Below are 17,884 nucleotides of genomic sequence, written 5' to 3' on the forward strand. Positions count from 1 at the left end.
CCGGCCGACAAAAAACGCGGATCGACTGCTCGATCCGCGTTTTTTATTGCGCGGGCGGTTCGATCACCGCCCCGCCCCCGCGCTACAGCGGCGACGGCACGGCAACCCGCGACCGTGGCGAACGCGGCAGGCGCGACGAGACCGTCGAATCGACCTGATCCGGCCGTTCGGGACGCATCTCGACGCCGATCGGCGCCGGCGCGACGCCCTGCGCGGCCCACTGCTCGCCCATCGTCGCGTCGGTCGAGTGGCTGAAATGCTCGACGAGGTGGTCGATGAACGTGCGCACCTTCGCAGGCAGATGGCGCCGGCTCGGATAGGCGATGTTGATCTCGACCTGCGGCAGCCGGAAATCCGGCAGCAGCCGCACGAGCGCGCCGCGCGCGATGTCGCTGCCGATCAGGTAGCTCGGCAGGATCGCGACCCCCATCCCGAGCAGCGCGAACTGGCGCAGCATCGCGGTGTTGTTCGCGACGATCACGTTGGTCGGGCGCACGCGCACTTCACCGTCCGGCCCCGTGAACACACGCTCGTCGCCCCAGTATTCGGTCGGCAGGCTCAGGCTCGGATGCTCGGCGAGATGCTCCGGATGAGTCGGCACGCCGTGCTTTTCCAGGTAGCTCGGCGTCGCGCACACGGTCATGCAGCCGGTGGTCAGGCGCCGCGTGACGATGCTCGCGCTGCGCATCTGGCGCGTGACGACGATGCCCACATCGAAACCTTCCTCGACCAGATCGACCTGCCGGTCGACCAGCGTGAGATCCGGCACCACTTTCGGGAAATTCTCCGTGTACGACTGCAACACGGGCGCGAGGTTATGCAGGCCGAACACGACCGGCGCGACGATGCGCAGCGTGCCGACCGGCTCGTGATTGCGCGCGACGACCATCTGCTCGACGTCTTCCAGCTCGTCGAGGATCTGGCGGGCACGCTCCAGATAGACCTGGCCTGACTCCGTCAGGGAAAGGCTGCGCGTGGTGCGGTTCAGCAAACGCGTGCCGAGCCTGCCCTCCAGATCGGCGACGTGACGCGTCGCGACCGCGTTGGAGATATCCATTGCACTCGCGGCCCGCGCGAAACTGCCGAGATCTGCAACCTTGACGAACACGCGCATCGACTGCAAATGATCCATAAACGACTCCTGCCGCTGTTACAACTTCAAAAAGATGAAGCAAATGCGTAATTCTCCTACGACAGCGGAAATGATGCAGAGTTGCTCAACAAGGCCCCGGTTGACGATAAAAATAGTCAAAAATCCTCGCGTCTCGCGGATAATTGATCCAATTATTCCGATTGGGGCAACAATTGGGTGAACCTCGTCGAGTATGCGGCCGAATCAGGAAGGACGTATTTGATGCGACACAACAGCGCACCCTTCCGCAGGTCGCGCGAGCGGCGCCGGTTCAGGCTGCCGCCAATTGCGGCGGAGCGTAACAACCTGTTAAAAAGACACCACGAAGGCGGCCGACATAGCATCATGTCGGCCCCGGCCGGGCGGGACGGGTGCGCGAGGTGCGCCGCCGCCACTGCCGCTTTCAACGTGCGACACCCGCTCATCATGAAAATTGCCATCCTCGACGACTACCAGGACGCCGTCCGCAAGCTGAACTGCTTCGAGATGCTTGCCGGCCACGACGTGAAGGTTTTCAACAATACGGTGCGCGGATTGGGACAACTCGCGAGCCGTCTGGCGGAAGTCGAGGCGCTCGTACTGATTCGCGAACGAACCCCGATTTCGTCGCAACTGCTCGCGAAGCTGCCGAACCTGCGCATGATCAGCCAGACCGGCCGCGTGTCGAGCCACATCGATCTCGAAGCCTGTACCGACCGCGGCATCGCGGTGCTCGAAGGCACGGGCTCGCCGGTCGCCCCCGCCGAGCTGACCTGGGCGCTCGTGATGGCCGCCCAGCGCCGCATTCCGCAGTACGTCGCGAACCTGAAGCAGGGTGCCTGGCAGCAGTCGGGCCTGAAGACGTCGGCCATGCCGCCGAACTTCGGCCTCGGCCAGGTGCTGCGCGGCCAGACGCTCGGCATCTGGGGCTACGGCAAGATCGGCCGGCTGGTCGCCGGCTACGGCAAGGCGTTCGGGATGAACGTGCTGATCTGGGGCCGCGAGCATTCGCTCGAGGCCGCGCGCGCCGACGGCTATACGGCCGCCGAAAGCCGCGAAGCGCTGTTCGAGCAGAGCGACGTGCTGTCGCTGCACCTGCGCATGCATGACGACACGCGCGGGATCGTGAAGCAGGAAGACCTGATGCGGATGAAGCCGACGTCGCTGCTCGTCAACACGAGCCGCGCCGAACTGCTCGAGGAAAACGCACTGGTCAACGCGCTGTCGCACAACCGTCCGGGGATGGTCGCGATCGACGTGTTCGAGAGCGAGCCGATCCTGCAGGGCTACAGCCTGCTGCGGATGGAAAACGTGATCTGCACGCCGCACATCGGCTACGTCGAGCGCGAAAGCTACGAGCTCTACTTCAGCGCCGCGTTCCGCAACATCCTCGCGTTCGACGACGGCGACATGTCGAGCGTCGCCAACCCGGAAGCGCTGACGCCGATCCGCAAGCGCTGACCGGCGCGGGCTGCGCATGCCGCGCGGCCCCGCTCCACCATTCCCGATCGTCAGGCGGCCACGCGGCCGCCCGTCATCGCGCCGACGCGCGTGAGGAAATGCTCGCCGTCGCGCCGCCCGAGATCGTACGCATGCCGCATCTGCGACGGGCTCGTGTAATCCCAACTCGAAATCGGTACCTTGCTCGACGGCTGGACGTACAGCCGACGCTGCTCGCCATGCGCGACCGTAAACATCTGCGGGCGCGGATACAGCCGCGTGACGAGCACCAGCACGTCGCCCGGCGTCGGGTCGAGCGCGTCGACGGGCACGTTGTCGACCATGCCGCCGTCGAGCACGGGCCGGCCGCCGCGGCGCAGCACCGGCGTGAACGGCGGCGTGCAGGACGACTGCAGGATCAGGTCGGCGAGTTCGTCGACTTGCGTGCAGGCCTGCGCCCGCACGAACTCGGGCCGAAAGCCGAGCGTGCGCCCGAGCGTCGGGTGCAGCGTCTTGCGCACGTACTTCTCGATGTTGTATGCGACGAGACCGGCGGCGACTGCGCTGCGCGCACCGAGCCAGCGCGGCACATGCGACACGCCGATGCGGATCTCCGGCGCCGCGGCAAGCTTCGCGAACGGTTCGCCGTAGATGTCGAGCAGCGCCTGACGGTAAATCCGGTAATGCGGAAACACGGGTTCGCGCCCGAACAGGTTGCCCCAGTACGCGTTCTTCCGGTTGTGGCGCAGCGCCTCTTCGTAATAGCGCATCACCCAGGCGGCGTCGCGCGTATACAGCATGCAGGCGGTTGCCGCGCCGGCCGAGATACCGGTGATCACGCGCGGGCGCAGGCCGAGCGCCGGCTGTGCGACGTCCCAGAAGCCGGCCTGCCACCAGCAGCGATTGCCGCCGCCCGCGAAGACGATCTGGTCGAACATCGCGCCGCTCAGCTGACGAGCGCGTAGGTCGACGTCGCGTGAACGGCCATCTTGCCGTCTTCGTCGAACAGCTCGACTTCGCCGAATACGAGATTGCGGCCCATTCGCAGCACGCGCGCGGTCACGAGCACGTCGCCCTTGCGCACGGGACGCATGAAGTTCGTGTTCAACGACACGGTCGTCATCGGCCGGAACTCGCCGAGCGCGGCCGAGATCGCGACCACCATCGCGGTGTCGGCGGCCGCCGTGAACACCTGGCCGCAGATCACACCGCCCGAATGGCGGAATTCGCCGGAAAACGGCAGGCGCAGCGTGACGCTGTCGTCGCCGATCGACACGGGAACCAGACCGAGCGAGCGGACCCAGGGGGCCAGCAGGCGATCCAGCAATTCTCGGACTGCGTTTTCGTCCATCTTCGAAAGCCCAGAAAGCGTTGCGCGACCGCCGCGCAACACGTGTGGCGTCATCATACCGGGAGCGCGAAAACTGCGATCGCTCGTTGCCACCCCAACCGGCCCGCACGTTCGTGACGAAATATTCTCAGGAAATTTGCAGAAAAGGCTTGTCAGGGGTAAAAAACCCGTGCATAATTTCACTTCTGTTGGGGGCGTTAGCTCAGTTGGTAGAGCAGCGGACTCTTAATCCGTAGGTCGAGTGTTCGAGTCACTCACGCCCCACCAAGCATTTTGAAGCCCGGTCAGCGAAAGCTGACCGGGCTTTTTGCTTTTCGGCATGCCAGTACGACACGCCTTGTCGAACTGAAGCGCTTCGCTCGACCGTTGCCCGAACAGACAGCATCGGACAACGGCCGCACCAAACCAGGGGCGATGAAAACGCGCTCGCTCGTCACTCTCCTTCGCCACGCTGCGCGAGCAAGACCGCCCCACAGGTTGTCTTGTGCCCCTCGAGTGCAACCGGCGCCCCCAAATCCACGCTGTCGTCGCACCCCTCCGCAATCTCGAAGACGTGCGGTTCGCAAATCGGGCAGGTCACCTTGTCCCCCTTGCGCGCAATGGGGATCTCTTCGCGCCCCCACGTCGACGAGGGGCTGCCGGAAATCACGCGTCCACCGTGACTGGTCACGTCGCCCACCACGATCTGCGCCTTGCCGCCTACTGTTGCTCGCATCGTCTACATAACCTCATTGCGGATCGGCGGACGATCCCTGCAAAGCCCTGATGGGTGGGTCCTGGTAGGCCGTGTCGATCGTGTAGCCTTGCGCTTTCAGGGTTGCCTCGGTCTTGAGTCGCTTTGCGTGGTACTTCTGTAGCTCCGCCGGGAGCAATGCCTTCCAGTTTTGAATTTTCTCGGCATCGCCGGGAAAATATCCCAAGCCGTAAAAGGCATACTCGTCCTTCATACGAACAGATAAAAGATAGGTCGTTTTACCGACAAATCCTCCCATATTACTTTCATTGAGCGACACCTCAAGATAAACACCATCCGCGTAAAATATCCATCGCGGCATCTCCTTTACTGCGACCTTCCACTCCTCTAAGGTCGGCGTATAATTCGAATCCAGCGAATATATTGAATAGGTTTTCATATAGTCCCACGCCTGCTTACCAGTCAGACGCGGATTGCTTATATCGATATATCGCACCCATCCTTTCTCACGCAGATCCTGAAACAGTTTCACCATGCGAGCAAGAGCGGCCTCATGCGTGTCTGCCTGTTCAGAACTAACACCGAAACTGACGCTCCACTTATAAATGCCTCCGGGTACATCCTTGTCCGCAGAGCCCATTGCGGACAACACGTTATTGATCACGAAGCTGTGCTTTCCGTGCACGAACTCCACCGTGCCAAGATTGCCCCGCACCCATTCGCGCTGATAAAAACTCGCGCCCGAGGGATGGTTGTCGACGGACGCCCCAGGTCCGTTGAAGTCGGAATCTTTAGGTTCACCGAGCCGGATAAGTGTAGGTGATGAGTTCATCCCGTTGCCATTATCGAAAGTTGAGCGTGAATTTCCGTAGCGCGACGCCAACGCGACACCAAATAAGAGGGCCCCAAGGACCAGTGCAAAAAATAGAGTTTTTTTCATTACGCGTCTGGTCTATCGCCCCATTTTTTGATATCTGCAAGATAACCAAGCATGGTATGCCGCCTTTTTCCTTGCATCAATTCATCATACTTCTCCGCTGCTTTCTGTATCCAGTCCATGCGTTGCTGATAATCCTCCAGAACCAGCCTATCCCGGGCATCGGACCTAAATTCGATATTCTCCGTCTTGTCATCAGACGTAAGCACCAGCTGAAGATTCGGCACCAATGCGCGAATAACCGGAGACAATGCAATCTCCGATCCGTCGGATAGACCATATTTCATTGCGTTCATCGATTCATTGATTGCCGTATCGTCAGAAGTGGCCAAAGCTGCACGTTGCACCCCGAGCCACCGCTTGAAATTCGGATCGTCGTAAATCAGCCCCTGCAACACCTCGCCCTGCTCATGTTTCGCGATTAAAAGCAGATGCTTGAACGCCCATATGGGTCTGCTTTGGTCATCGCCAGCCTCCCATTCCTTGATTTTATTAAAACCTTCAACAATAATCGGCGTGCACCTGAGATACCCATGCTCGGCCTTTTTCTTGCCTGTATTGACATCGATCTCGAAAGGAATTTTCTTGATCGATTCGGCATATCCCGCCTGCCGGGTGAAGTTGGTAGCGACCTGCTCGACAAACTTGCTGCTGTCGCGCGAATGCACGCACTTGAAGAACGTATCGGCTCCAGCAGCATAGGCGTAAAACCATGCCAGAACGTCGTTGAAGAGCCAGAGATTGCCCCGGCCTAGCCCTTTGCGCAATTCGGTCCAACGCCCGGCATATCGCACCTGCCACAGCGCAAGCGTCGCGGCGACCTGCTTGGACGCAAACGCCCCCAACCCCAGCCAGTAAAAGCGGTCGACCTTGTTTTTATCGCCCAGGTGGAATTCTTCGAGAAACACACGCGCATACGCCGCAGCAATACGTCTCGCCCTGACCTCGGGATCGCTGACGAACGTGGGCGTTTGCTTCTCGAGTTGCGTCCCCGAAGCATGCGATTCGCCTTCCCGGTAGTCGGGCATGTGATTGTGCGTCGGTACATTCGTCACGATCTGCCGCATCGAGAACTGCTGCGCAAGTGACCAGATGATCTTGCAATCGCACTGCGCATCCACGCAGGTATCCCGTTCAGGATTGGTGGTTCCTGTTGTTTTCAGATTCTCTGCCAAAACCTGATGCTCCTTGTCGAGTCTGAGTGGTCCCGGTCATGCGCCGGAATGGTCGGAAGCTGCAGCAAACTCATCCCAGTGCAGTTCGAACTCCGCCGTTTCCGGTTCTGCCGTATTCAACGCTGGCGAACGCCCGTGCTCGTTCGTCCGGAAGATGTGGCCGCCAAATCGTGTGGTAACCCGATAGTCGACTCCCGGAAGCGGCTTGCCGGTCGGCGACAGGACCCTGAACGTCTGATCGTTCGCCTGCACGTCGGGCAGCCCGTTCGCGTTCACTCCCATTGGCTTTGGCGGCATGTTCTTCGACTGGGCATTGACCTCGTACACTCCGCCACCCACCGTGATCTTGCCGCTTTTCAGGCTGATGTAGCTGTCACCGCCGTGCAGCATCACCTCCTCGGTCGCCCTGATCGTGATCCGGTTCGCCGTCTGCGTGATCTCGAGCTTCGCCAGCAGGTTGAGGTTTTTTTTCAGTGCCTTGAGGTCGATATCCTCGGCGTACGAAACCATCCGTATCCCAAGTTTGTACGCAAAAAAGCGGATGGCGTTTCGGGCGGTGCCCAGCAGATTGCTGCCGCTGCTCACGCTGACGTGCGCGCCGCTCGTGAGCGCCATGTGTTCCCCGCTCGCCAGGTGGGTGCTGCCAGGCGTCGTCGCTTCGATCCCGGCTGGCGACGCAAAGACCAGATGGGATTTCGACAGCTCCGGAAACGCTCCGGCATCTTGCGCTCCACCCTGCCCTCTGATTTCGTCGTTCTGATTCCCGAGTGCCTTGGCAACCTCTGGCTGGTCCTGCCCGTCCTGCGCCTGCGCCTGAACGGCCGCATTGGCGAGCGTATCGTGCAGTTCCCGCGCCTGCCCCAGACGCTGCACCGTCTCACCCATGTCTTTCGCCGCAGCCGTCGCGCCCGATCGCGTCTCGGTCGTCACCAGCATGCCCCGGTTCGCACGCAGCACGCCCCACGAATCGGTCGCCAGTTCCCACCCGATCCCTCGCGCCTGCCCGCGCCCCGCATGGCCATCGATGCGCGTGTTGTAGCCGACCACGAGGCGTGACTGTTCATGATCGCTCGACACCTGCACCTGAAGCTTGCCCGGCGTGTCGTCGGCCACGACCTGATTCGCCTGCGTACCCTCAAGGTCGCGAGAACGCAGACCCGATAGCATCTGGTTATCCGGCAGCTTCCACTGGACGAAATTGATGCCGTTCGGCACGCGCCCGGTGATGATCGGCCGGTCCGGACATCCGTCCAGGAACGACACGACGACTTCATCGCCAATTCGCGGGACATGGATCATCCCGAATCCTTCCCCCGCCCACGGATGGCTCACGCGTATCCAGCATGAGCTGCGCTCGTTGCGCTGCCCGATCCGATCCCAGTGGAACTGCACCTTGACCCGGCCCAGCTCGTCGGTATGAATGCGCTGCCCTTGCGGACCCACCACGGTCGCCGTCTGCATCTGCATGACAGGCTTATGGTGTTCGAACGGGCTGCGGAAGGGTACGGATTTGCGCTGTGCCTCGATTTCGACGTGAAAAAACCCCTCGGAGCCGTCGAAGTGCATGATGCGGGAAGCAGGCTGCCCCTCGTGGTTCACGCGTGCTTCAGCCAGCCGGCCTTTCAGGCTGTGCGGAAGATCCCCGTGATGGCCAGCCCCGGGCAGGTTGTTCTCGATCAGCCAAACCGCTTCGATGACGGCAAATTCGTTCCGTTCACCGGATTCACGGTCGTGCTCCGGATGCCCCACAAGTTCAAACCACCGCCCCGCATCGACGCCCCGTATCCCTCCCGTGCCATAAAACCGCTTTGCACGTGATTCCCACTCCTCCATCCGCACTTTAGTGAGATGATCGCCGCGCGCCTGCTCCAGATACGTATAGGGGCCGGTGTACTCGTATACCTCCAACTGCTCCGGCAAATCGTGCGATAGCGTCGGAATGTTGGTGCCCTTCGGATTGGCAAGCGCCGACGGATGCTTGTAGTCGAACGTGCGGGTGGTCAGAGCGGCACTATGGAGGGTCCGCGAGCCGGACCAGTGAACCAGCGCATCGACCTCGCTGTTCGTGCCGTACCGGGAGAACTGAACCGATCGCGCAGCGAGCGGCTCGCACGTATCCAGGCGATCCGTGATCGTCAGGGAATGGGAATTGCCGTCGTCGGCCTGCTTCCAGATGCCGAACAGGCCTTCCTCTTCCATCAAGCGATGGACGAAGTTCCAGTCGTCCTCGTATTGCGTGCAATACGATCTCGGCGGAAGCGGCTTTGAGAGCGCAAAATCGAATCGGCCTTTCGCCTGCGAATGGGCATTGAATACATCTCTGAGGATTTCATCGACCGGCTTGTCCTGCCAGATGCGCTGATCGCGGCGAAATTTCAGGAAATGCATCCATGATGCAAAGCTGATCTGGTAGCTGGTCAGTCCGCCCTCCGATCCCAGCCGTCGCACGGCATGGACGTAGCCGTTCCGGGGGAGATAGGACTGATCAGCCTGCTGAATCCAGAGCGTAACGGGCTGCCCGATCAGCGATTTCAGCTTGAGGTCGTTGCGCGTCGACAGGACATCGAGCGTGAAATCGAAATGCCGGCCGATCCGGGACCAGCCCAAGCTACGTTGGGGTAACAGCACATTGTCCCCGAGTGGGGTATCGAGTTTCAGCAGCCGATCTTGCTGGAGCAGTGCCCCTTGCATCGCCCTCACGATGTCTTGCACACTCATCACAATCCTTTTTTTACTTTTTCCCCTACTTTTCTGTCAGCGCGCTAACAGAACTCTCTTGCGCGATTCTACAGACAAATGTGCAATGCAGCTTGAAGGCGGGCCATGCGCCGTGTCCATGCCGTCGCTCATGGCGCCAGCCGCAGTCCCACCTGCTCTCGCTGCGTCGGCGACATGTACGTGTATCAGCGTCCATGAAGGGTGCCGGGCGACGCGAGGCTCAATATCAAGGACAAGGATCCGCTTCAACGATGACTGATGGGCTCGCGACGATCGTCAAAGAAAATATCTCGGGGATATGCGACTCGTATGTCCTGCACCTCGCATGCGTTGCCACCGACAATGGCTTCATCGAGATGGCGCGCCAAAAGCCGTCGTGCATTCGGGCGGTTCACAGAGCAAGTGATCTTGTCTGTCCGGCAACCGTCCGGAACGACGCATCCTTCGTGGATTACCTGACCTCCCGAATCAAGCGGTCGGCAACCATGCCAACACGTCAGTACCTGATGGAAGAACTCCGACGCCTGGAGTCGTGCGTGACCAGGGAACACGTCTTCGCGCTGGCGACGCTGCCCAAGCCGTCCCTCATGCTTCTCATGGGTGCGCCATGGTTATTTTTGGGTTCCGCCCTCGGATTCGACACGCGAAGCCGATATGCCAGGTTCGTGCAAGACAACGTGAACGCTGGAACAATTGACGAACACGTCGTGTACACGGAGATTCTGAAAGGGCTATCGGGAGACGATGTCCCTCTCAACTACCGCAACGGAATCGCGGAAGCCTTGAAGAACGCGGCAACGCGTCGATGACCTGCCCGCGCCGCTCAAACCACCACCGCCGCCTGCGCAAGCGTCGAGACGAACCGCGCGGTGCGCGCATCACGCGGCCGCGTGAACAGGTCACGCGATGCCCCGCTTTCCACCACGCGCCCCTCCGCGAGAAACACCGCGTCGTGCGCGATCGACGCGGCCAGGCGCAGGTCGTGCGTCGCCATCAGCATCGTCGTGCCTTCGCGCGCGAGCTGGCGCAGCACCTCGACGACTTCGACGGACAGCTCCGGATCGAGCGCCGACGTCGGCTCGTCGCACAGCAGCACCTGCGGCGACGGCGCCAGCGCACGTGCGATCGCGACGCGTTGCTGCTGGCCGCCCGACAGCGTGCCGGGCCACGCGTCGGCCTTGTTCGCGATGCCGACCTTCTCGAGCAGCGCGAGCGCGCGCTCGCGCGCGCGTTCGCGGCCCCACTTCTGCACCGTGACGAGCCCTTCCATCACGTTCTGCACAACGCTCAGGTGCGGAAACAGCTGAAAGTTCTGGAACACCATGCCGGTCTGGCGGCGCACCGCGAACACGGCGTCGCGCGCCGGCCGGTGCGCGGGCGAGAAGTCGATGCGGGCGTCGCCGACCGTCAGCGCCCCGGCCTCGGGCACTTCGAGCAGGTTCACGCAACGCAGCAGCGTGCTCTTGCCGCTGCCGGACGGCCCGATCAGCGCCGTCACGCTGCCGGGCTTCAGCACGAGATCGACCCGCGCGAGCACCCGCTGCGTGCCGAACGACTTGTCGATGCGTTCGAGCCGGATCATCGCAATTCCGCCTGGAACAGCGCGTGACGGCCGAAGCGGGTTTCGAGGCGACGCTGCAGCGTGGACAGCACCGAACTGAGCAGCAGATAGATCAGCGCGGCTTCCGTATAGAGGATCATCGGCTCGTAGGTCACGGCCGCGATCCGCTGCGCGGCCTGGAAAATCTCCGGCACGGTCAGCACGGCCGCGAGCGACGTGTCCTTCACCAGCGAAATGAACGAATTCGACAAAGCCGGCAGCGCGACGCGCGCGGCCTGCGGCAGGATCGCGCGGCGCAGCGCCTGCGGGCGCGTCATCGCCATCGAGTACGCGGCCTCCCACTGCCCCTTCGGAATCGATTCGATCACGCCGCGGATCACCTCCGCGTTGTACGCGCCGACGTTCAGCGAGAAGCCGATCACGGCGGCCGTCAGCGGATCGAGCACGATGCCGACGCTCGGCAGGCCGTAGAAGATCACGAACAGCTGCACGAGCAGCGGCGAGCCGCGAAACAGCCAGATATAGAACCGCACGGCGGCCTGCGCCCAGCGCGGCCCGAACAGCCGCACGAGCGCCGCGCCGAACGCGAGCAGCAGGCCGATCGCGAACGACGCGAGCGTGAGCGGCACCGTGAACACGAGCCCCGCGACGAGCAGGGGCCGCAGCGATTCCGCCATCAGGTGAAGCCAGGCCGGCATCGTTCAGCCTCGCGTCACGGCTGCGACACGTCGCGGCCGAAATACTTCTGCGAGATCTTCGCGTAGGTGCCGTCGGCCTTGATGTCCGCGAGCGCCTTGTCGATCGCCGCCACCAGCGCGGGGCTGCCCTTGCGCAGCAGCACGCCCGATGCATCGCCGGCGCCGGACGTGTCGGTCGCCGCGATCTTCAGTTTCGCGTCGGGCTTGTGCTTGCGGAAGTCGAGATACGACAGCGAATCGTTGATCGTCGCGTCGACGCGCCCCGAGCTCAGCAGGTCGATCGATTCGTTGAAGCCCTGCACCGGCACGACGTCCGCGCCATGCGCGGCCGCGAGCTTGCCGAAATTGCTGGTGAGCGTGTTCGCGGACTTCTTGCCCTTCAGGTCGTCGAACGAGCGGATCGTCGTGTTGTCCGCGCGCACGATCAGCACCGCGTGCGACGTGATGTACGGCGTGGAGAAATCGTATTTCGCCTTGCGCGCGTCGGTGATCGATACTTCGTTGACCACCGCGTCGTAGCGGTTCACGTCGAGGCCTGCGATCAACCCGTCCCACTTGCCTTCGACGAACTGCGGCTTCACGCCGAGACGCTGCGCGATCGCGGTCGCGATGTCGACGTCGAAGCCCGTCAGCTTGCCGGTCTCGTCGTGGTACGTGAACGGCGCGTACGTCCCTTCGGTACCGACCCGGAACACGCCGGACGACTTGATCTGCGACAGGTCGTCTGCGGCGAAGGCGTTCGCAGCCGCCACGATCGGCAGCAACGCGACGAGCAGCATGGAGCGGATGAGTTTCATGGCACGGACCCCGAATGATTGAACAAGGTGATCGATCGCGCCGGCGCGGCCTGCCGCGCGAGCGGTCCGCGAATTCTACCGACGGCCCGATGGCCGGCAAAAACGCAAATCGGCTAACGATATGAGCGCGGCGAATAACGCGCGAACCGCGTCGCGACGGCCTCTGAGCCCGAACGTCAGACGAAACCTCGCGCGGAGAGGCGTTACGGGTGGTTACAGAAGCGACAACGCGGTATCACCCGCGCCGTGGGCCATACGTACCATTGAAGCAAGGAGGTTGATCGTTCGCGGGCAGTCAGCCGCGAAGGGAGTGAAGAGAGATGAAGCGAATCCTGTTGTCCGGCGTCATCGGCATTGCGGCGGCCTGCGTGTCGGCAAGCGCGTTCGCGCGTGCCGATATCGGCGTGTACTTCGGCGTGCCGGGCCCGGTGATCGAAACGCCGCCTCCGGTGGTCTACGCGCCGCCGCCCGTCTATTACGAACCTGCGCCGGCCTACTACTACGGCCCGTACTACGGTGAATACCGCTACCGCCGCTGGCACGACAACGGCTGGCATCGCGGCTGGCGCCATCACCATCACGGCGACGACGACGATTGACCGCCGCCTGCGGCCATGACGGCCGCGCACTACCGCGCGGCGTCGCGCCGCGCGGCGGCGACGCGGCATGCGCACGCCGCCGCGCTTACCACGGCAGCGAATAGGTCTTCGTATTCGTGAAGCTCTTCATCGCTTCCTGCACGCCTTCCTTGTACCCGAGCCCCGAATCCTTCACGCCGCCGAACGGCGTCAGCTCGAGCCGGTAGCCCGGCACTTCGCGCACGTTCACGCTGCCGACTTCCAGCTCGGTGATGAAGCGCGTGATGTGGTCGAAGCGGTTCGTGCACACCGACGACGACAGCGCATAGTCGGTGCTGTTCGACATCCGGATCGCTTCGTCGATGTCGCGAAAACGCATGATCGGCGACACGGGCCCGAAGGTTTCGTACTTCACGAGCGGCATGTCGGGCGTCACGCGATCGATCACCGTCGGCGAATACAACGCGCCGTCACGCACGTTGCCGACCAGCAGCCGTGCGCCGCGCGAAATCGCGTCGTTCACCTGCTGCTCGCAGAACTTCGCGGCCGCTTCGTCGATCACCGTGCCCATGTCCACCGACGGATCGGCCGGATTGCCGTACGACCACGCGCGCGTTTTTTCGACGACCAGCTCGGTGAAGCGATCGGCCACCGACTCGTGCACGAGCATCCGCTTGATCGCGGTGCAGCGCTGCCCCGAGTTCTTGTACGAACCCGACACCGCGAGCGTGCTCGCTTCGTCGAGATCGGCGTCTTCCATCACGATGATCGGATCGTTGCCGCCGAGTTCGAGCACCGCGCGCCGGTAGCCCATCCGCGCCGCGATCGACTTGCCGATCGATACGCCGCCCGTGAACGTGATGAGGTCGATCGCCGGGTTCGTGATCAGCTCGTCGGCGATCTCCTTCGGGTCGCCGGTGATCACCTGCAGCATCTGCGGCGGCAGGCCGGCTTCGTACAGGATGTCCGCGAACAGGTAGCACGACAGCGGCACCTTCTCGGAAGGCTTCACGACGATCCGGTTGTTGGTCGCGACCGACGGCACGATCTTGTGCGCGACCTGGTTCATCGGGTGGTTGAACGGCGTGATCGCCGAAATCACGCCGAGCAGCGGGTCGCGCTGCGTGTACACGCGGCGCTTCTTGCCGTGCGGGGTCAGGTCGCACGAGAAGATCTGCCCGTCGTCCTTCAGCACTTCGCCGGCGCCGAACGTCAGCACGTCGGCCACGCGGCCCGCCTCGTACGTCGAATCCTTGATGCACAGCCCGGCCTCGGCCGTGATCAGCGCCGCGATCTCCGCCGTGCGTGCGCGCACGATGTCGGCCGCGCGGCGCAGGATCGCCGCGCGATCGTGGCGCGTGAGCGCCGGCCGGTAGGCGCGCGCGGCCGCGAACGCGCGCCGCACGTCGTCGAGCGTCGCCTTCGGCACGGTGCCGACCAGCGCGCCGTCGTACGGGTTGCGCACTTCGATTACCGCGTCCCGGTGAATCCGTTCGCCGTCGATTCGCAGTGCTTCGCGACGAATCTCGCGGACGTCCGTCGATGCTGCAATGGCGTTCATGAGTGTGTCCCCTTGCGGATGCGTGCGCATCACTGCAGATGGTTGAGCGCGATGTCGATGATGTCGAAGTTGCGCAGCCGCGCACGGCCCGTGACGTCGCTGGCGACCGGCTTGCTGAAGATCAGCGGCACGATCTGCTCGGAGATCCCGCCGTGCGAACGCAGCGGCACGTCGAGGCCCGACAGGTCGTGCTTGACGCGGCGCGTGCCGAGCACGACGTCCTGCTTCGAGATCACGATCAGGTCGCCCATGCGCGCGGGCGGCAGCTCGAAGCGCGCGCAGCCGTCGGCCCCCGTCAGCACGACCTCGATGCCGTCGACCGCGGCGAGCCGCGCGCGCAGCGCCTCGGCATCGGCCGACGCCGGCACGTAGACGGTCGCAAACGAACCGAGCGCACCGTGGTGCACGACGTACGGATCGGTGATCGGCAGGATCACGCGCGCCGCGTCGTGGCCGAGCCACTCGTCGAACAGCTCCTGCAGGTAGATCACGTTCGGCTCGCCGGTTTCGTCGTCGTGCTTCGCGTTCATCCCGTGGTCGGCCGTGATCGCGACGATCGCGCCGAGTTCGTCGAGACGCTGCAGGTACGTGTCCATCATCGCGTAGAACGCGTTCGCGCCTTCGGTGCCGGGCGCGCACTTGTGCTGGACGTAGTCGGTGGTCGACAGGTACATCAGGTCGATCGGGCGCGTCTCGAGCAGGCGTACGCCGGCCGCGAACACGAATTCCGACAGGTCCGCGCTGTACACGCTCGGCACCGGCTTGCCGACCAGTTCGAGCACGTTGTCGATGCCGTTTTCCTCGACGTTCGCCTCGTCGGCCTTTTCCGACGAGAAGCAGATCCCCTTCAGCCCCTTGCCGAGAAGGCGGCGCAGCTTGTCCTTCGCAGTGACGACCGCGACGCGCGCACCCTGCTCGGCGAAGGTCGCGAGCACGGTGGGAGCGACCAGGTACTTCGGATCGTTCATCAGTACCTCGGCGCCGGTGTCGCGATCGTAGAAATAGTTGCCGCTTATCCCGTGCACCGCCGGCGGCACGCCGGTCACGATGGACAGGTTGTTCGGGTTCGTGAAGCTCGGCACCACGCACTCGCCCTTGAGCGCCGTGCCGGGTTTCAGCAGCGTGCGCAGGAACGGCGCGACGCCGGCCTCGGCGGCCTCCTCCAGGTATTCGTATGCGCAGCCGTCCACGCAGACGACCACCACCGGCCGGCTCATCCAGTTGTAGCGGCGGCCGTTCACTTCCACGGATACAGGCGTTTCGGTCATGACAATCCTTTCGATGCGGAGGGAGGGCAGCGCCGGCATCCGGCCCGGCGGCGCTTCGATGCTTGACATTAAAATTGATGATTTGTAGATTGTCAACAACATGCAGAGAACAGAATGCAAGATGCCGGTCGGCCATGGCGACGACTTCGGCATGTTTTATCGGGTGGTCAAAAAGCGCGGCTACCTTCGCTTCTTTCTGTTTCCGGCCGTGCGCGACACGGCCGCCTTTCCAACCCTGCGAAACGACTGATCGACTGATGCGACCCTTCTGGATCGAACAAGCACTGTTCAACGACGGCGATCTCGCCCCCGCGCTGCAGGGCGCGACGCAGGCTGACGTCTGCATCGTCGGCGGCGGCTTCACCGGGCTCTGGACCGCGATCCAGGCGAAGCAGCAGAACCCGGCGCTCGACATCGCGATCGTCGAGGCCGACCTGTGCGGCGCCGGCGCGAGCGGCCGCAACGGCGGCTGCCTGCTCACGTGGTCCGCGAAATTCCTGACGCTGCGGCGGCTGTTCGGCGAAGCCGAGGCGATCCGGCTCGTGAAGGCCTCCGAAGCGGCCGTGCAGCACATCGCCGATTTCTGCCGTGCGCACGACATCGATGCCGAACTGCGGCTCGACGGCACGCTGTACACGGCGACGTCGCGCGCCCAGATCGGCACGCTCGCGCCGGTGCTCGACGCGCTCGCCGCGTGCGGCATCCACAGCTACGAGCCGCTGCCGCCCGCCGAAGTCGCGCGCCGCTCGGGTTCCGCACGCAACCTCGACGGCGTGTACTCGCCGATCGCCGCGACCGTGCATCCCGGGAAACTCGTGCGCGGGCTGCGCCGCGTCGCGCTCGCGATGGGCATCCGTATCTACGAGCGCACGCCGATGCTCGACTTCACGCCCGGGCAGCCTGCCGTCGTGCGCACGCCGTCGGGCAGCGTGAGCGCGGGCAAGCTCGTGTTCGCGATCAACGCGTGGATGGCGAGCCGCTTCCCGCAGTTCGAACGCACGATCGCGGTCGTGTCGAGCGACATGGTCATCACCGAGAAATGCCCGGAACTGCTCGAGAAGACCGGGCTCGTGGACGGGGTGTCGGTGCTCGATTCGCGGATCTTCGTCTACTACTACCGCACCACCGCCGACGGGCGGCTGATGCTCGGCAAGGGCGGCAACACGTTCTCGTGGCGCAGCCGCATCGCGCCGGTGTTCGACCGGCGCTCGCCGTACGAGGCGCAGCTCACGCACAGCCTGCGCGAGTTCTTTCCGTCGCTCGCGGGCGTGCCGGTCACGGCGAGCTGGAACGGGCCGTCGGATCGATCGGTTACCGGCTTCCCGTTCTTCGGCCGCCTGGACGATGCGCCGAACGTGTTCTACGGCTTCGGCTATTCGGGCAACGGCGTGGGGCCGACCTACATGGGTGGGCAGATTTTGTCGTCGCTGGTGCTCGGCCTCGACAACGCATGGACGCGCAGCCCGATCGTGCGCGGCCCGCTCGGCCATTTCCCGCCGGAGCCGATCCGCTATGTCGGCGCGCATGTCGTGCGCAATGCGATCCGTCGCAAGGAGCGCGCGGAGGATGCGAACAGGCGGCCGTGGATTGTCGATACTTGGCTTTCCGGGTTTGCGAGCGCGGCGGGGAAGGCGGACAAGGCTTGATGTGCGGGTCATGAAGGTACGCCGAGCGCCGTACCAGGCGTGGTCGGGGCCACTGTCGTGGAGCTCGCACCCGCCAATGATTGGCTTCGCGATGCCGGTCGCATGTGGTGCTGCGATCTCTGTGCAAAAAAGCCCAAGCGGCCAGGACCCGTGCAGGATTGACGCGGTCGCCCGCTAAACTACTGCGGGCGGCGGGTTGATTGTGGAAGTGTTGGCCGAGTTATATTGATTTTTTGAGATTTATTATCTCGATTTTAATGCTGCGAAGTACGTGATAGAGTCACGCACTTCCTTCGGAAATCAAATAATCGATACAAAGGGCCAACGTGAGCAACGTTTACCATTAAAA

Annotated in this window: 17 protein-coding genes and 1 tRNA gene; 6 read left to right on the forward strand and 12 right to left on the reverse strand. The window is 63.2% G+C overall.

From position 1 onward, the window contains the following. Positions 1-82 precede the first annotated feature (82 nt). Complete coding sequence (locus WT26_RS20320; protein ID WP_069273657.1) at positions 83-1,132, reverse strand: LysR family transcriptional regulator; 1,050 nt, start codon at positions 1,130-1,132, stop codon at positions 83-85. A gap of 426 nt (positions 1,133-1,558) precedes the next feature. On the opposite strand from WT26_RS20320, the gene WT26_RS20325 reads away from it, so the two are divergent. Beyond that, entirely contained in the window at positions 1,559-2,572 is a 1,014-nt protein-coding gene (locus WT26_RS20325; RefSeq protein WP_027788844.1) for a D-2-hydroxyacid dehydrogenase family protein, read from the forward strand. A gap of 50 nt (positions 2,573-2,622) precedes the next feature. Here WT26_RS20325 and WT26_RS20330 read toward each other — a convergent pair whose 3' ends face one another. Both WT26_RS20330 and WT26_RS20335 read right to left on the reverse strand, forming a co-directional pair. Then, the gene (locus WT26_RS20330; protein WP_059900461.1) at positions 2,623-3,489 is read right to left on the reverse strand and encodes a patatin-like phospholipase family protein; all 867 of its coding nucleotides are present in this window, start codon (positions 3,487-3,489) and stop codon (positions 2,623-2,625) included. A gap of 8 nt (positions 3,490-3,497) precedes the next feature. Then, complete coding sequence (locus WT26_RS20335; RefSeq protein WP_027785770.1) at positions 3,498-3,902, reverse strand: PaaI family thioesterase; 405 nt, start codon at positions 3,900-3,902, stop codon at positions 3,498-3,500. Between the two features lie 191 nt (positions 3,903-4,093). Between WT26_RS20335 and WT26_RS20340 the strand changes: the two genes are divergently transcribed. Then, positions 4,094-4,169, forward strand: a tRNA-Lys gene (locus tag WT26_RS20340). A gap of 166 nt (positions 4,170-4,335) precedes the next feature. Here the strand turns inward: WT26_RS20340 and WT26_RS20345 are convergent. The 4 genes from WT26_RS20345 to WT26_RS20360 are packed head-to-tail and all read right to left on the reverse strand — an operon-like array spanning position 4,336 to position 9,426. After that, complete coding sequence (locus WT26_RS20345) at positions 4,336-4,617, reverse strand: PAAR domain-containing protein (RefSeq protein ID WP_059824047.1); 282 nt, start codon at positions 4,615-4,617, stop codon at positions 4,336-4,338. Positions 4,618-4,630: 13 nt separating this feature from the next. Then, complete coding sequence (locus WT26_RS20350) at positions 4,631-5,536, reverse strand: hypothetical protein (protein ID WP_060153556.1); 906 nt, start codon at positions 5,534-5,536, stop codon at positions 4,631-4,633. After that, positions 5,536-6,708 (reverse strand): DUF2515 family protein, encoded by a 1,173-nt coding sequence (locus tag WT26_RS20355; protein WP_060153557.1) that lies wholly within the window; start codon positions 6,706-6,708, stop codon positions 5,536-5,538. The genes WT26_RS20350 and WT26_RS20355 overlap by 1 nt, the downstream gene beginning before the upstream one ends. A 36-nt stretch (positions 6,709-6,744) precedes the next feature. Beyond that, on the reverse strand, positions 6,745-9,426 hold the full coding sequence (locus WT26_RS20360; RefSeq protein WP_069270629.1) for a type VI secretion system Vgr family protein: 2,682 nt from the start codon (positions 9,424-9,426) through the stop codon (positions 6,745-6,747). Between the two features lie 251 nt (positions 9,427-9,677). On the opposite strand from WT26_RS20360, the gene WT26_RS20365 reads away from it, so the two are divergent. After that, entirely contained in the window at positions 9,678-10,235 is a 558-nt protein-coding gene (locus WT26_RS20365) for a hypothetical protein (RefSeq protein WP_059839274.1), read from the forward strand. Between the two features lie 14 nt (positions 10,236-10,249). Here WT26_RS20365 and WT26_RS20370 read toward each other — a convergent pair whose 3' ends face one another. From WT26_RS20370 to WT26_RS20380, 3 genes are read right to left on the reverse strand one after another with little or no spacing between them, the layout of a single operon-like run. Continuing rightward, positions 10,250-11,008, reverse strand: coding sequence for an amino acid ABC transporter ATP-binding protein (locus WT26_RS20370; RefSeq protein WP_069273658.1), 759 nt, complete (start codon positions 11,006-11,008; stop codon positions 10,250-10,252). Then, on the reverse strand, positions 11,005-11,685 hold the full coding sequence (locus WT26_RS20375; protein WP_059521104.1) for an amino acid ABC transporter permease: 681 nt from the start codon (positions 11,683-11,685) through the stop codon (positions 11,005-11,007). Before WT26_RS20375 ends, WT26_RS20370 begins: the two co-directional genes overlap by 4 nt. Positions 11,686-11,699: 14 nt before the next feature. After that, positions 11,700-12,482 carry an amino acid ABC transporter substrate-binding protein gene (locus WT26_RS20380; RefSeq protein ID WP_069273659.1) on the reverse strand — a complete coding sequence of 261 codons (783 nt, stop codon included), beginning with the start codon at positions 12,480-12,482 and terminating at the stop codon, positions 11,700-11,702. Between the two features lie 320 nt (positions 12,483-12,802). Here WT26_RS20380 and WT26_RS20385 point away from each other — a divergent pair, with 320 nt between their 5' ends. After that, positions 12,803-13,081, forward strand: a complete 279-nt coding sequence (locus WT26_RS20385) for a hypothetical protein (RefSeq protein ID WP_042586608.1) — start codon at positions 12,803-12,805, stop codon at positions 13,079-13,081. An 85-nt stretch (positions 13,082-13,166) separates the two neighbouring features. Here WT26_RS20385 and phnY read toward each other — a convergent pair whose 3' ends face one another. Both phnY and phnA read right to left on the reverse strand, forming a co-directional pair. Beyond that, positions 13,167-14,621 carry a phosphonoacetaldehyde dehydrogenase gene (gene phnY / locus WT26_RS20390; protein WP_059521133.1) on the reverse strand — a complete coding sequence of 485 codons (1,455 nt, stop codon included), beginning with the start codon at positions 14,619-14,621 and terminating at the stop codon, positions 13,167-13,169. 29 nt (positions 14,622-14,650) lie between these two features. Then, positions 14,651-15,889: a phosphonoacetate hydrolase gene (phnA, locus tag WT26_RS20395; RefSeq protein WP_069273660.1), complete on the reverse strand. Its 1,239-nt coding sequence runs from the start codon at positions 15,887-15,889 to the stop codon at positions 14,651-14,653. 121 nt (positions 15,890-16,010) lie between these two features. Here phnA and WT26_RS38825 point away from each other — a divergent pair, with 121 nt between their 5' ends. Beyond that, positions 16,011-16,139: a hypothetical protein gene (locus tag WT26_RS38825; RefSeq protein ID WP_257785656.1), complete on the forward strand. Its 129-nt coding sequence runs from the start codon at positions 16,011-16,013 to the stop codon at positions 16,137-16,139. Positions 16,140-16,146: 7 nt separating this feature from the next. Then, on the forward strand, positions 16,147-17,535 hold the full coding sequence (locus WT26_RS20400) for an FAD-dependent oxidoreductase (protein WP_069273661.1): 1,389 nt from the start codon (positions 16,147-16,149) through the stop codon (positions 17,533-17,535). Positions 17,536-17,884: the final 349 nt, after the last annotated feature.

This window comes from Burkholderia cepacia (assembly GCF_001718835.1).
Lineage (GTDB): Bacteria > Pseudomonadota > Gammaproteobacteria > Burkholderiales > Burkholderiaceae > Burkholderia > Burkholderia cepacia_F.

Coding starts and splice junctions, on each gene's coding strand:
- phnA (WP_069273660.1), bottom strand. CDS start 15,889: ATGACCGAAACGCCTGTATCCGTGGAAGTGAACGGCCGCCGCTACAAC.
- WT26_RS20335 (WP_027785770.1), bottom strand. CDS start 3,902: ATGGACGAAAACGCAGTCCGAGAATTGCTGGATCGCCTGCTGGCCCCC.
- WT26_RS20385 (WP_042586608.1), top strand. CDS start 12,803: ATGAAGCGAATCCTGTTGTCCGGCGTCATCGGCATTGCGGCGGCCTGC.
- WT26_RS20360 (WP_069270629.1), bottom strand. CDS start 9,426: ATGAGTGTGCAAGACATCGTGAGGGCGATGCAAGGGGCACTGCTCCAG.
- WT26_RS20400 (WP_069273661.1), top strand. CDS start 16,147: ATGCGACCCTTCTGGATCGAACAAGCACTGTTCAACGACGGCGATCTC.
- WT26_RS20375 (WP_059521104.1), bottom strand. CDS start 11,685: ATGCCGGCCTGGCTTCACCTGATGGCGGAATCGCTGCGGCCCCTGCTC.
- WT26_RS20330 (WP_059900461.1), bottom strand. CDS start 3,489: ATGTTCGACCAGATCGTCTTCGCGGGCGGCGGCAATCGCTGCTGGTGG.
- WT26_RS20345 (WP_059824047.1), bottom strand. CDS start 4,617: ATGCGAGCAACAGTAGGCGGCAAGGCGCAGATCGTGGTGGGCGACGTG.
- phnY (WP_059521133.1), bottom strand. CDS start 14,621: ATGAACGCCATTGCAGCATCGACGGACGTCCGCGAGATTCGTCGCGAA.
- WT26_RS20325 (WP_027788844.1), top strand. CDS start 1,559: ATGAAAATTGCCATCCTCGACGACTACCAGGACGCCGTCCGCAAGCTG.
- WT26_RS20380 (WP_069273659.1), bottom strand. CDS start 12,482: ATGAAACTCATCCGCTCCATGCTGCTCGTCGCGTTGCTGCCGATCGTG.
- WT26_RS20350 (WP_060153556.1), bottom strand. CDS start 5,536: ATGAAAAAAACTCTATTTTTTGCACTGGTCCTTGGGGCCCTCTTATTT.
- WT26_RS20370 (WP_069273658.1), bottom strand. CDS start 11,008: ATGATCCGGCTCGAACGCATCGACAAGTCGTTCGGCACGCAGCGGGTG.
- WT26_RS20365 (WP_059839274.1), top strand. CDS start 9,678: ATGACTGATGGGCTCGCGACGATCGTCAAAGAAAATATCTCGGGGATA.
- WT26_RS38825 (WP_257785656.1), top strand. CDS start 16,011: ATGCCGGTCGGCCATGGCGACGACTTCGGCATGTTTTATCGGGTGGTC.
- WT26_RS20320 (WP_069273657.1), bottom strand. CDS start 1,132: ATGGATCATTTGCAGTCGATGCGCGTGTTCGTCAAGGTTGCAGATCTC.